The sequence below is a fragment of the Stenotrophomonas sp. AR029 genome, from assembly GCF_047520695.2.
Taxonomy (GTDB): Bacteria; Pseudomonadota; Gammaproteobacteria; order Xanthomonadales; family Xanthomonadaceae; genus Stenotrophomonas; species Stenotrophomonas sepilia.
On the sequence record NZ_JAXBQQ020000008.1, the window covers coordinates 5,947 to 19,764 of the forward strand.

9 protein-coding genes are annotated in these 13,818 nt (G+C 66.6%); 3 read left to right on the forward strand and 6 right to left on the reverse strand.

Translation table 11 applies throughout. The annotated features are described in order from the left end of the window. Positions 1-32 precede the first annotated feature (32 nt). Positions 33-2,618, reverse strand: coding sequence for an ATP-dependent chaperone ClpB (gene clpB, locus ACM0PB_RS18620; protein WP_065178915.1), 2,586 nt, complete (start codon positions 2,616-2,618; stop codon positions 33-35). 181 nt (positions 2,619-2,799) lie between these two features. Continuing rightward, positions 2,800-3,621: a DUF3014 domain-containing protein gene (locus ACM0PB_RS18625; protein WP_111201489.1), complete on the reverse strand. Its 822-nt coding sequence runs from the start codon at positions 3,619-3,621 to the stop codon at positions 2,800-2,802. Positions 3,622-3,790: 169 nt separating this feature from the next. On the opposite strand from ACM0PB_RS18625, the gene ACM0PB_RS18630 reads away from it, so the two are divergent. Continuing rightward, complete coding sequence (locus ACM0PB_RS18630; protein WP_065196686.1) at positions 3,791-4,501, forward strand: glutathione S-transferase; 711 nt, start codon at positions 3,791-3,793, stop codon at positions 4,499-4,501. A gap of 165 nt (positions 4,502-4,666) precedes the next feature. On the opposite strand, the gene ACM0PB_RS18635 is transcribed toward ACM0PB_RS18630, so the two are convergent. The 4 genes from ACM0PB_RS18635 to ACM0PB_RS18650 all read right to left on the reverse strand — a co-directional run bounded on the left by ACM0PB_RS18635 (position 4,667) and on the right by ACM0PB_RS18650 (position 10,251). Beyond that, positions 4,667-6,277 (reverse strand): SulP family inorganic anion transporter, encoded by a 1,611-nt coding sequence (locus ACM0PB_RS18635; RefSeq protein ID WP_005418574.1) that lies wholly within the window; start codon positions 6,275-6,277, stop codon positions 4,667-4,669. A gap of 752 nt (positions 6,278-7,029) precedes the next feature. Then, the gene (locus tag ACM0PB_RS18640; protein ID WP_065185255.1) at positions 7,030-8,748 is read right to left on the reverse strand and encodes a thiamine pyrophosphate-dependent enzyme; all 1,719 of its coding nucleotides are present in this window, start codon (positions 8,746-8,748) and stop codon (positions 7,030-7,032) included. Positions 8,749-8,874: 126 nt separating this feature from the next. Continuing rightward, complete coding sequence (locus ACM0PB_RS18645) at positions 8,875-9,732, reverse strand: XAC2610-related protein (RefSeq protein WP_414604815.1); 858 nt, start codon at positions 9,730-9,732, stop codon at positions 8,875-8,877. A gap of 36 nt (positions 9,733-9,768) precedes the next feature. After that, a complete protein-coding gene (locus tag ACM0PB_RS18650) occupies positions 9,769-10,251 on the reverse strand; it encodes a DUF3574 domain-containing protein (RefSeq protein WP_021202058.1) in 483 nt (160 codons plus the stop codon). Positions 10,252-10,465: 214 nt separating this feature from the next. On the opposite strand from ACM0PB_RS18650, the gene ACM0PB_RS18655 reads away from it, so the two are divergent. Both ACM0PB_RS18655 and otsB read left to right on the forward strand, forming a co-directional pair. Next, entirely contained in the window at positions 10,466-12,901 is a 2,436-nt protein-coding gene (locus ACM0PB_RS18655; protein ID WP_065185257.1) for a TonB-dependent receptor plug domain-containing protein, read from the forward strand. Positions 12,902-13,048: 147 nt separating this feature from the next. Then, on the forward strand, positions 13,049-13,807 hold the full coding sequence (gene otsB / locus ACM0PB_RS18660; RefSeq protein WP_061480563.1) for a trehalose-phosphatase: 759 nt from the start codon (positions 13,049-13,051) through the stop codon (positions 13,805-13,807). Positions 13,808-13,818 lie beyond the last annotated feature (11 nt).

The following is a 13,818-nucleotide window of genomic DNA, read 5'->3' on the forward strand; positions in this document are numbered from 1 at the left end:
GGCGCGCCAGCCAGGGCAGGCGCGCCACCGGTTCAAGCCTTGGCGAAGACCAGGCGTCCCCCGTCGTTGCCGACTTCAATGGTGTCACCGTTGACGAAGGCACCGGACAGGATCTGCTGCGCCAGCGGATTCTCCAGCTGCGACTGGATCGCGCGCTTCAGCGGCCGCGCGCCATACACCGGATCGAAGCCGACGTTGCCGAGCAGATCGAACGCCGCATCGGAGACCGCCAGCTTCAAACCGCGCTCGGCCAGGCGCTTCTCCAGCCCGCGCATCTGGATGCGTGCGATCTGCTTGATCTGCTGCTTGTCCAGCGGGTGGAACACCACGATGTCGTCCAGGCGGTTGATGAACTCCGGACGGAAGTGCGCCTGCACCACGCCCATCACTGCTGCCTTCATCTGCGTGTAGGCCTCCGGGCTGTCGTCGCTGCTCATGTCCTGGATCTGATGCGAGCCCAGGTTCGAGGTCATCACGATGACGGTGTTGCGGAAGTCCACAGTGCGGCCCTGGCCGTCGGTCAGGCGGCCATCGTCCAGCACCTGCAGCAGGATGTTGAACACATCCGGATGCGCCTTCTCCACCTCATCGAGCAGGATCAGCGAATACGGGCGACGACGCACGGCCTCGGTCAGGTAACCGCCTTCCTCGTAGCCGACGTAGCCCGGGGGCGCACCGATCAGGCGGGCGACGCTGTGCTTTTCCATGAACTCGCTCATGTCGATGCGGATCATCGCGTCGGCACTGTCGAACAGGAACTCGGCCAGCGACTTGCACAGCTCGGTCTTGCCGACGCCGGTCGGGCCGAGGAACAGGAACGAGCCGGCCGGACGATTCGGATCGGACAGGCCGGCACGCGAGCGGCGTACCGCATCGGAGACGACCTTGATCGCCTCTTCCTGGCCGACCACACGGTTGTGCAGCACTTCTTCCATGCGCAGCAGCTTGTCGCGCTCGCCTTCGAGCATCTTGTTGACCGGGATGCCGGTCCAGCGCGAAACGACCTCGGCGATCTCCTCATCGGTCACGCGGTCCTGTACCAGCTTGAAGTCCTTGTGCTCGGCTTCCTGCGCGGCGGCCAGCTGCTTTTCCAGTTGCGGCAACAGGCCGTACTGGATTTCGCTCATCTTGGCGAAATCCTGGCGGCGCTGCGCAGCTTCCAGCTCCAGCTTGGCCTGCTCGACCTGTTCCTTGATCTTGGTGGCGCCCTGCAGCGCTGCCTTCTCCGACTTCCAGATTTCATTGAGGTCGGAGAACTCGCGCTCCAGCCCGTCGATATCGTTCTCCAGGTCGGCCAGGCGCTGCCGCGAGGCTTCGTCCTTTTCCTTCTTCAGCATCTCGCGCTGGATCTTCAGCTGGATTACCCGGCGTTCCAGGCGATCCAGCTCCTCCGGCTTGGAATCGATCTCCATGCGCAGTCGCGAGGCGGCTTCGTCCATCAGGTCGATGGCCTTGTCCGGCAGCTGGCGGTCGGTGATGTAGCGGTTGGACAGCGTGGCGGCAGCCACGATGGCCGGGTCGGTGATTTCCACACCGTGGTGCACGGCGTACTTTTCCTTCAGCCCGCGCAGGATCGCGATGGTGTCCTCCACCGTGGGTTCGCCGACGAACACCTTCTGGAAGCGGCGCTCCAGCGCGGCGTCCTTCTCGATGTATTTGCGGTACTCATCCAGCGTGGTCGCGCCGATGCAGTGCAGCTCGCCACGGGCCAGGGCGGGCTTCAGCATGTTGCCGGCATCCATCGCGCCATCAGCCTTGCCGGCGCCGACCATGGTGTGCAGCTCGTCGATGAACAGGATGATCTGTCCTTCGTTCTTGGCCAGGTCGTTGAGCACGCCCTTCAGGCGCTCCTCGAATTCACCGCGGAACTTGGCGCCGGCGATCAGCGCGCCCATGTCCAGCGACAGCACACGCTTGCCGCGCAGGCCTTCGGGCACTTCGTCATTGATGATGCGCTGGGCGAGCCCTTCCACGATCGCGGTCTTGCCCACGCCGGGCTCGCCGATGAGCACCGGGTTGTTCTTGGTCCGGCGCTGCAGCACCTGGATGGTGCGGCGGATTTCCTCGTCACGGCCGATCACCGGGTCGAGCTTGCCGCTCTCGGCGCGCGCGGTCAGGTCGATGGTGTACTTCTCCAGCGCCTGCCGCTGCTCCTCGGCGTTCTCCGACTGCACGTTCTCGCCGCCGCGCAGCTTGTCGATAGCCGCCTGCAGGCGGGTCTTGTCGGCACCGGCGGCGCGCAGCGCCATGCCCAGCGTGCCGCCGTCTTCCAGCGCCGCGAGCACGAACCACTCGCTGGCAATGAAGGCATCGCCGTGCTGCTGGGCCAGCTTGTCGGTCTGGTTCAGCAGGCGCCCCAGGTCATTGCCCATCGAGACGTTGCCGGCCTGGCCGGACACCTTCGGCAGTGCATCCAGCGCCTCGGTCAGGCGCTCGCGCAGCACCGGCACGTTCACCCCGGCCTGGGCCAGCAGCGGGCGCGTGCTGCCGCCCTGCTGGTCAAGCAGCGCGCTGAACAGGTGAACCGGTTCGATGATGCTGTTGTCGCGGCCCACGGCCAGCGACTGTGCGTCTGCCAGCGCCTGCTGGAAACGCGAGGTGAGCTTGTCCATCCGCATTGCGAATCCTCATCGGTCATCAGGGCCGGCCCGCGCCGGCGATGCTGGGAAGATGCGGTTGCCCCACCCCGTTTCAAGGGTGGCTGCGACTGCACCCCGAGGCCAGTCAGCCTGCGGCCAGCATGCCGGAACGGGTGTGGTCGGCGCGTTGATCCCGATCAGTTCGGCGCGGTGAGCGGACTCAGCCGGTGATCGCGCTGCGGATCGCCCGCAGCTGCTGCTTGACCGCCCGCGCCTGCGCGTCGTCCATGCGCAACAGCGCCTTCTGGCCTATCGAGCGCGACTGCAGGGTGGAATCGACGAAGCGGTAGCGACCGCGCTCATCACGCTGCACCAATGGCGCCTGCACCAGTTCCGGGGTCTCCAGCAGATGGTCGATCACCGCCACCAGACGGTCGTTGAAGTAGCCCTCGGGCCGGCCCAGGTCGACGTAGGCCTGCTGGATCAACGGATAGAAGCGCTTGTACGCCGTAGCCGTTGCCGCTGGATCCAGCGCAGTGAAGGCCTGCACATAGGGCGCGTAACGCGCCGAGTTGCTTGGCGCGATGCGTTCCCCGCCCTCGCCAGGCTCGACCTGCAGGTTGCCCGGCAGCGGCCGTGCGGCCAGCGCCGTCGGCGGCACGCTTGGTTTGTCCAGGTTGTCGACCTGGGTGACCAGGCGCTGGATCAGGTGATCGCGCAGCAGCAGGGTCATCGGGCCCTCGCCCTGGAACAGCTGGCTCAATGCGCCCCAGGCAGCCGCATCACTGTCGGCCAACTTGGGCAGCGCCGGGTCAGCGGCGGCCTCGGTGTCCAGCGGATGCCTGATCGGCGGCGGTGCTGGCGCGGGGTCCGCGGCCGCCTGCGGTTGCGGCGGTGCGCTGGTGCTGGCGGGGGTTGAGTGCACCGGCACCGAAGCACCGTCTGCCAGGTGCCTCAGCTGATCGCGGAACAACCAACCGCCCGCGCCGCCGATCACCACCACACCCAGCACCCAGGGCCATACCGCCTTTCCACTCTGCATGATGCAGCACCTCGTTTCACACGCATGGAGAAGGTGTGACCCCACCGGTTCCAGCCGGTTCCCTGCCTGTTCCGCTGCCGTTCGGCTTCGGCCCACGCCAAAGCCGCGCTCACGCCTGCTTTGCGTGCCGCGCGCGAGGCTGTGGGCCTTGTCCTGCGGAGACACTGCCATGCAGTATGCGCTGTACTACTGGACCGGTATCCAGGGCCGTGGCGAGTTCGTGCGCCTGGCGCTGGAAGATGCCGGCGCCGACTACATCGACATGGCGCGGGTGCACGGTGATGCGGTGATGCAACCGTTTCTCGACGGCAGCAGTGACGGGGCACAGCCCTTCGCGCCGCCGTTCCTGAAGGCCGGTCGCCAGGTCATTGCGCAGGTCGCCGCCATCCTGGACTTCCTCGGCCCGACGCTGGATCTGGTGCCGCAGGCCGCATCGCGGCGGATGCAGGCGTTGCAACTGCAGTTGACCATCGCTGACCTGGTGGCCGAGGTGCATGACACTCACCATCCGATCGCCGCATCAAAATACTACGAAGAGCAGAAGACCGAGGCCAAGGCACGTGCCGCGTCGCTGCGCAGCGAGCGCCTGCCGAAGTTCCTGGGCTACTTCGAACGGGTGCTCGCCGCCAACGGTGGCCGCCATGCACTGCGCGAGCATTCGTATGTGGACCTGTCGCTGTTCCAGCTGCTGAGTGGTCTGGACTACATGTTCCCGCGCCGCATGCAGGCACTGGCGCCCGCCGTGCCCCTGCTGCGCGCGCTGCAGGAGCGGGTGGCGAAGCGGCCGAACATCGCCGCCTACCTGGGCTCGGAACGGCGGCTGGCATTCAACACGAATGGCATCTTCCGCCATTACCCGGAGCTGGACGCCGAGCGGTAGTGCCGGCCGCTGGCCGGCAGAGCGCGCTGTAAGCATTCGCCGCCTGCAACACGCCCCTGTAGAGCCGAGCCATGCTCGGCTCAGAGCAGCCGAGCGCAGGCTCGCCTCTACAGAGCACCAGAAGTGGAAGAAGCGGTAGCGCCGGACCATGCCCGGCGTCACCGGTCAATGATCGGTGCGATCACCCAGCGGCTTCACCGGCTGCTTCTGCAGCGACAGCAAGCCCAGCAGCACCGCCAGGGCCACGTAGGCACCGGCAAACTGCAAACTGATGATGCGCGCCAATCCTTCCAGCTCCCACGGCAGGTAGATGCCGCCGCGCGGATCCACCGAGTGGATCAGCCCGAACAGGGTCAGCACCGCCGCCACCAGCAGGAAGCCGCAGGCACGGCGCAGGCGGCCATCGACCATCGCCGCCACCGCCGAAATCCACAGCATCGAGGTGATGATGAAGCCGTTGCCGAGGGTGAAGATCACCGCCAGCTCCGGCAGGCCGTGGCCGTCGAGCTTGGTCAGCAGCTGGGGCAGCTGATCCGGTGTGATCCAGCCGGGTGCCTTGATCGCCAGCAGGTAGGCCACCGACGGCAGGAAACCGAACACCATCGCGCCGGTATGGTGGCGCGGCGTGGCCTGGAAGGCCTGGGTGGTGATGTCGATGGCCACGTACACGATGATCGGTGCCAGCACCGCCAGCGGCAGCCACTGCACCAGCCCGGAGATGATGCCAAGCATGCCGCCGATGCCGACGAACAGGCCAGTCAGCAGCGTATAGCCGCTGCGCGCGCCCATGTGCTTGTACGCAGGCTGGCCGATGTACGGCGTGGTCTGCGCCACGCCGCCACAGACGCCTGCCACCAGCGTAGCCACCGCTTCCACCAGCAGGATGTCGCGGGTGCGGTAGTCATCGCCGGCCGCACGCGCGCTTTCAGAAACATTGATGCCGCCGACCACCATCAGCAGGCCGAACGGCAGCAGCAGCGGCAGGTAGGTCATCGCGGTGGGCAGGCCGTCGAGGAAGCCCAGTGTCGGCAGCGGCAGCACCACCTGCGGCGGCACCCACTCCGGTACATGGAAGCCGGGGGCGCCCAGCCCGGCCAGGCCCAGGCCGTAGTACAGCGCGGTGCCGAACACGAAGGCCAGCAGCACGCCCGGGCCTCGCACCGGCAGCTTGCCCTTGGCGATCAGCACATACAGCAGCAGGCCCAGCGTGGTGAAGCCGACCAGCGGCGAGCGCAGCGTCTCCAGCAGCGGCAACAGGCCCATCAGCACCAGCGCGATGCCGGCGATGGAACCCAGCAGCGCGGCACGCGGCAGCGCACGGGTGACTGCTTCACCGAAGAACGACAGCACGAACTTGAGCACGCCCATGATGACCAGCGCCGCCATGCCCAGCTGCCAGGTGGCGATGCCCGCCGCGTGCGGGTCCATGCCCTGCTGCTTGAACGCGATGAAGGCCGGGCCAAGCACCAGCAGGGCCATGCCGATGCTGGTGGGGGCATCCAGGCCGAGCGGCATGGCGGTGACGTCGTCACGGCCGCTGCGCGCGGCCAGCCGGCGTGCCATCAGGGTGTACAGCAGGTTGCCTATCAGCACGCCGAAGGCCGTGCCTGGGAACATGCGGCCGAACACCACGTCGGCGGGGAACTGGAAGATCCCGACCAGGGCCATGGCGATGAAGCCGAGGATGGAAAGGTTGTCGACGACCAGGCCGAAGAAGCCGTTGAAGTCGCCGGCGACGAACCAGCGACGCGGTGCGGCGGAAGCGGGAGCGGACATGGAAGGGGCGGTGGGGGTGGGGACCGCCGATGGTAGGCCCAGCGGCGCCTGGGCGCCAATTCCGTCGTGGAATGATGGGTTCCAGCCAACGGCGGGGCCCCTCGTGGCTGGGCGCGGGTAGAGCCGACTGTTAGTCGACTGGCATTGCCAGTTGGGCCGGTCGGGATGGGCTGCGCAGGACACGCCGTAAACCCATCCCTGGGGGCTCGATGGCGCCATCCATGGCGCCAACGGTCCTGCGCAGCCCATCCCGACCGGCCCCTGACAATTTCCTGCGCGTGCCAGCCACGGAAGAGAATCAAAAGATCAAAAGCAAAGGCAGGCTCTCGTTGTAGCGCCGAGCGCATGCTCGGCTGCTGTACGCGAAGCTTCTGAGCCGAGCACGGTTCGGCTCCACAAGAACAATTCGATCATTTCCACGCTATCCACGCATGGCGTGGATCTACCGGCAGATCGCGATGATCTGTCTAAGCCGGGGTGGGTCCGGTTGCGGGGGCGTGAGCCGCATGGATGCGGCGACCGAGCTTACATGGGTGAGGGCGCTTTGCTTGCGAAGCATTGCTTCGCAAGCGCCCGAACGCACAGCCGCCAGCGGCTGGGCCGGGCCCCGGAGGGGGACTTGCAGCGCCCCCCGCAACCGGACCCACCCCGCCATCCCACGGATACCCAGCTGTTGCTGTTGCTGTTGCTGTTGCTGTTGCTTCGACCTTCACCTCCGCAGGTGCAGGGCCCAGCCCTGCATCGACCACCCCCTACTTCTTCAGGAAGTTGTCCACCAGCAGATGCTTCACGTCGTCGAAGCGGCCGTTCAATACCGCCTTGGCCGCATACAGCGCCGTGCCGGCGACCTGCTTGGCCTCGATCTGTGGTGGCATCACCAGCTCGGCGCGGCTGGTGTGCACATCCAGCAATGCCGGGCCGCGCTGCGCCAGGAAATCCTGCACCGCTTCCTCCAGATCCTCGCTGCGGGTGACCGTGCGGCCATGGAAGCCGATCACTTCGGCCAGGCGGCCGAAGTCCGGGTTCTTCAGGTCGGTGTAGTTATCCAGAAGGCCTTCCACCTTCTGCTCCAGCTCGACGAAGTTCAGCGAGCCGTTGTTGAACACCACCACCTTGATCGGCAGATTCTCCTGTACCGCGGTCAACAGGTCGCCCAGCAGCATTGCCAGCCCACCATCGCCGGACAGTGAAATCACCTGCCGGCCGGGGAAGGCCTTCTGCAGTCCCAGCGCCTGCGGCATCGCGTTGGCCATCGTGCCGTGCAGCAGGCTGGTCAGCGTGCGGCGGCGGCCGTTCACGCGGATATGGCGCAGCACCCACACCATCGGCGAGCCGCCGTCGGCGGTGAACAGTGCATCCTCGGTGGCGTGCTTCGAGAGCAGCGCGGTCAGGTGCTGCGGATGGATCAATTCGCCTTCGCCCGGCTGCTCTTCCTGTTCGCGCTTCTTCAGCGCCTTGTCGCGATGCTCGATGCACTCGTCCAGGAAACTGCCGTCCTCGCGCGGCGGCAGCATCGGCAGCAATGCATCCAGCGTCGGTGCGATATCGCCGACCACGCCGAGGTTCACCGGGTGGCGGCGGCCAAGGTGGCTGCCATCGCGGTCGACCTGGATGATGGTGGCCTTGTCCGGGTAGAACTGGCCCCAGGCGAAGTCGGCGCCGAGCAGCAGCAGCGTGTCGCACTCCATCAGCGTGTGGAAGCCGGACTCGATGCCGAAGATGCCGGTCATGCCCATGTTGTACGGGTTGTCCGGCTCGACGAAATCCTTCGCGCGCGAGGTATGCGCGATCGGGGCCTGCAAGCGCCGGGCCAGCTCCAGCAGCTGCGCGTGCGCGCCCTGGCAACCGGCACCGGCGTAGATGCCGATGCGCTTGCCCTGCCCCAGCAGCTCAGCGATGCGCTGCAGTTCGGCGTCGGAGGGGCGCAGTACCGGCTGAGTGTAATGCACCGAGAACGGCACATCGTGCTTCACCTCGGCCTGGCTGATATCGGCCGGCAGGATCACCACCGCCACGCCACGGCGGCTGATCGCGGCCTGGCAGGCCAGGGCCACCACGCGTCGCGCCTGCTCCGGGCTGTGCACCTGCTCGCAGAACACCGTGCAGCTGCCATAGACCGCCTTGAAATCCACTTCCTGCGGGAATTCCATGCCCAGCTCGCTGGTCACCACCTGGCTGGCGATCAGCACCATCGGCGCACGGTTGCGGTTGCTCTCGAACACGCCATTGATGAAGTGCAGGCCACCGGGACCACAGGAACCCGCGCAGGCGGTCAACTCGCCGCTCACCAGCGAATCGGCGCCGGCAGCGAATGCGGCCACTTCTTCATGGCGCACGTGCACCCAGGCGATCTCGCTGCCATGCATCGCATCGGTCACATGGTTGAGCGTATCGCCCACGATGCCGTAGCAACGGCGGACACCGGCCTGCTGCAGGGCGTCCACCACGATTTCGGCTACGCGCTTGCTCATCGGATACATCCTCGAACGGGGGAACCCCCGAGGCTAGACCCGATGAAGTGATGCCTCCGCAAAAAAAGGGGACGGAGGGAATTAAGTCGCTTGTGCCACAAACGACTTAATTCCCTCCGTCCCCTTTTAGTCGTTGACGTTGATCCAGCCCAGCACGTCGCCGTGATTCGGGCTGCGATAGCGCAGCCTCACCCAGCCGTTCTGTTCATCCTGCAATTCCACGCGATCGCCCTGCACCAGGTAACGCTTGGTGCTGGACGCACCAGGCCGGTCGAACAGGAACAGCCGCGCGGGTACCACGGTGGCCTGCTGGCCGCGCAACGGTCCATCCGGCGGTGCGCCCAGGCCATCGGCAATGGCACTTTCCAGCACACGGCCGGCGGGATCATAGGTGCGCCAGACGGCCAGCGGACCCTGCTCGTCGGTCTGCTCCCACTGCAGCGCGGCGTTCAATGTGTCGCCCAGCATCAACACGCGCTCGGCGCGGTACAGGTAGAGCTTCGCACCCGCGAACCGGTACTGGTCGGCGTACCACATCGGCCCGCTGCGGCAACTGCTGGTGAGGGTGCGGGTGGCAACGTCCACGCTCAGACCCATCAGATCACCGCAGCTGTCCTTGCCGTGGGTGTCGGCCTGCAGCACGCGATACGAAGCACTGGCCGGATCGAACCGATACACCGTCACCGCTTCATTGACCATGCCCACCGAGGCGCGTGCGACCAGTTCCGGGTAGCCATCGAAATCGACGTCCTCCAGACCCCAGCGCGAATTGCCGTCGGCATCCGCCGCGCCCGCCAGCGTCTGGCGCTTTCCCGACGGCGACAGCTGCACGGCGATGCTGCCATCCTGCTGGGGATCGGCGTGCGCCTGCACGTGCGCGGCCACCTGGAACCGCAGTGTTTCGATGTCGTCGCCACTGGCCTGCGCCGACGGTGCCAGCGTGCCGGCCAACACCAGGCCCAGCAGGCATTCCCTGTGTTTCATCATCGGTCCTTGTGGCACCGCGGTGGCGCCTTCAGCTCAGAACGATACCTCGACCGGCTGCCGCGACCACAGCACCGACTGATGCCTGGTCTGCTGCTTCCACGCCAGGCGGATCGCTTCGATATCGGCGCGGCGCTGCGGGGTGTCCTCATGCAGCACCACCAGCACCTTGGTGCGCAGGCGGTTGGGCGCGGCATCGCCGCGGAACAGCCACTGGCCATAGGCATCGAACACGGTCAGGCCATCCGGGAAGCGCGGGGTCACTTCCTTGTCCAGGAAGGTGCGCCACTGCGCGTCGCTGATGGTGTCGGCCTGCGGGCGGTTGCCGGCGCCCTGCTCCTCGCCCACGCCGAAGTACAGCTCGCTGCGCACCCAGCCGTGCGCGGAAGACGGGCGCGCGGCGTCGCCCTTCAGTTCGGCGGTAGTGGCCGTGGCATAGGCGCTGGGCGCCTGCGATGAGAGGCTGGCGCAGCCGCTGGTGGCCAACAGCACGGCGAAGACGAGGCCAAGGTGTTTCATCGGTACAGCTCCGGGGAAGGGGGACAAGGCGAGCCGGCAGCGTACAGCGCCACCGGCCCGGCGTGCTGATGCCAACCGGGCATCAGCTCATGCCGGACCGGCAGGGGCTTGCATCCGCACCGGTCATCACGCGAAGATAATATATCGCTTCATCCGGATGCATGTAAGTGAAACTATCTCCCCTTCCCCCGTCGTCGTTGTTGCTGGAGCCCCCATGTCCGCCCGCCTGCCCGCGTCGCCGCTCGGCCTCGCCATCGCCCTCGCGCTTTCCTCCGCGGCCGCCCCGGCCCTGGCCCAGGACGCCACCAACCTGGATACGGTGATCGTTACCGGCACCCGTGCCGCCGACCGCACCGTGCTCGAATCCACCTCGCCGGTGGATGTGCTCACCGCCGAGGACATCCGCAAGGCGGGCGTGGTCAACGGTGAGCTGGGCAGCGCGCTGCAGGCGCTGCTGCCGTCGTTCAACTTCCCGCGCCAGTCCAACTCCGGTGGCGCCGACCATGTGCGCGCTGCGCAGTTGCGTGGCCTGTCGCCGGACCAGGTGCTAGTGCTGGTCAACGGCAAGCGCCGCCACCACACCGCGCTGGTCAACACCGACAGCAAGATCGGCAAGGGCACCACCCCGGTCGATTTCAATTCGATTCCGGTCAGCGCGATCAAGCGCATTGAAGTGCTGCGCGATGGCGCCGGGGCGCTGTACGGCTCGGACGCCGTGGCCGGCGTGATCAACGTGATCCTCGACAACGGCGGTGACGGCGGCGAGATCGAGGCGAGCTACGGTGCCAACCACACCGACCTCAAGCCGATCGGCCGCACCCTCACCGATGGCCAGACCGGCAACCTCAGCGCCAAGGTCGGCACCTCGCTGGGCGAAGACGGCGGCTTCCTGCGCGTCGGCCTGGAATACAAGCACCGCAACGGTACCAACCGCGCCGGCTTCGACCAGATTCCGCCGTGGGACCAGACTCCGGACAACCTGGTGCTGCAGGGCAAGCGCAACTATGTGCTGGGCGATGGCAAGAGCAAGGACATCAACCTGTGGCTGAACACCGAGATCCCGGTGGGCCAGACCTCGACGTTCTACGCGTTCGGTACCTTCAACCAGCGGGATACCGAAGGCGCGAACTACTTCCGCTATCCCGATGGCGATGCCAACTGGAAGCAGGTCTATCCGAACGGCTACCGACCGATCTCCGAAGGCGAGAACCGCGACGTACAGGCCGTGGCCGGCGTGCGCGGCCAGTGGGGCGAGTGGAGCTACGACGGCAGCCTGGATTATGGCCAGAACGACTTCACCTACCGCCTGCGCGATTCGCTCAACGCCTCGCTGGGCCCGACCAGCCCGACCCGCTTCAAGACCGCCGATTACCAGTACGCACAGACGGTGGGCAATCTCGATCTGAGCCGCGTGTTCACCCAGAGCGACAGCATCAGCCACACGCTGGGCCTGGGCGTGGAAGCACGCCATGAGCGCTACCAGACCCGCCCCGGCGACCCGGCCAGCTATGCGGCCGGCCCGTACACCGACCGCCCGACCGGTTCACAGGCCGGTGGTGGCCTGACCCCGCAGGATGCGGCGCGCCTGTCGCGCGATGTGGCCAGTGCCTATGCCAGCCTGTCCAGCCAGTTCGGCGAGAAGTTCTCCACCGACCTGGCCGCGCGCTACGAGCACAACGACGACTTCGGCGGCGAACTGACCGGCAAGCTCGGCCTGCGCTATGAGTTCACCCCGGCGTTCGCGTTGCGTGGCGCCATCTCCAACAACTTCCGCGCGCCGTCGCTGGCACAGATCGGCTACGAGTCCACCTCCACCGGCTACAACGCAGGTGGCCAGCTGGTGCAGGGCCGCCTGCTGTCAGTCAACAATCCGATCGCACGCGGCCTGGGGGCGCAGAACCTGAAACCAGAGAAATCGCTGAACACCTCGCTCGGTTTCACCAGCCGCATCGGCGAGCATTTCGACCTTTCGCTGGACTTCTTCCAGATCGACATCGATGACCGCATTGCACTGTCGGAGAGCATCACCGGTGATGCACTGACCGACTACGTGGCCGCCAACTACGGCGTCAGCGGCCTGCAGAGCGCCAGCTTCTTCGTCAACGCCGCCGACACCCGCACCCGTGGCGCCGAGCTGGTGAGCAACTGGCGCCAGTCGCTGGGCGATGGCCAGCTGCTGCTGACCGGCACCTATGCGTATACCAAGACCACGCTGAAGAACGTGCTGGCCACCCCGGCCCAGCTGCGCGCGCTGAATCCGGACTACGTGCTGTTCGGCATCGAAGAGACCAACACGCTGACCGACGCCACGCCGCGCACGCGTGGTAGTTTCTCGGCCGCATGGAGCAACGACCACTGGTCGCTGAGCACCCGCGTGAACCGCTATGGCAGCGCCACCCGCGTGTTCAACTTCGGTGAGGGCTACATCCCGCGCCAGACCTACCAGGCCGAGTGGCAGCTGGATGCGGAAGTCGAATACCGCATCACCCCGCAGTGGAGCGTGGCTCTCGGCGGGCAGAACCTGACCGACAACTATCCGGATCGATCCAACAGCGATATTCACTACTTCGGCAACCTGCCGTACGACGTGCTGTCGCCGATCGGCAGCAACGGTGCGTACTACTACGGCCGCGTCCGCTATACGTTCTGATTCACCAGCCCGGTAGTGCCGGCCAGCGGCCGGCAACCGCAGGGTGCATCCAAGGACTGACACGTTGCCGGCCAGCGGCCGGCACTACCCCGATCCGTAGCCTGCCCTCGACCCCACGTACACGCCCACGCTGGCAAGCTGGGCGTCATGGCTGAACCGCTCCCCCTGCGTCCGCCGCCGCCATTGCTGGATGACGCCTGCGCGTTGTTCCTTGATGTCGACGGCACCCTGATTGAATTCGCTGCACGCCCGGATGCCGTGCAGCTGCTGCCGGATGTGCGCGAAGCCATCGGCCGCATCAGCGACCGCCTGGAAGGTGCCGTGGCACTGGTCAGTGGTCGCCCGCTCGAACAGCTGGATCAACTGTTCGCTCCGCTGCAACTGCCTGCTGCGGGCCTGCATGGCCATGAACTGCGTGGGCAGGATGGTCGCGTACTGCGCGACGAACACGACGACGACACCGCCGAATGGCTGCACGCACTGCACCAGCAGGCGATGCGCTTCGCCCACGGCCATCCCGGCGTGCTGGTGGAAGACAAGGGTGTCGGCCTGGCCCTGCACTGGCGCGGCGCGCCGCATGCAGCCAGGGACGTCCGCGCCTTCGCCGACCGCCACGTGCGGGGCCGTGCCAGCTACCGCCTGCAACCCGGCGACCATGTAGTCGAATTCGTGCCCGTCGGCACCGACAAGGGCCGTGCGGTGCTTCGGATGATGCAGTACCTGCCCTTCCGCGGTCGCCTGCCGGTGTTCCTCGGCGATGACCTGACCGATGAGTTCGGTTTCGATGCCGCCAACGGCCAGCATGGCTGGAGCGTGCTGGTGGGCGAACGTGAACCCAGCGCGGCGGTGTTCGCGCTGCCCGACATACGCAGCGTGCACGCCTGGCTGCGTGAGAATGCCTATTGACCCGGCCAACC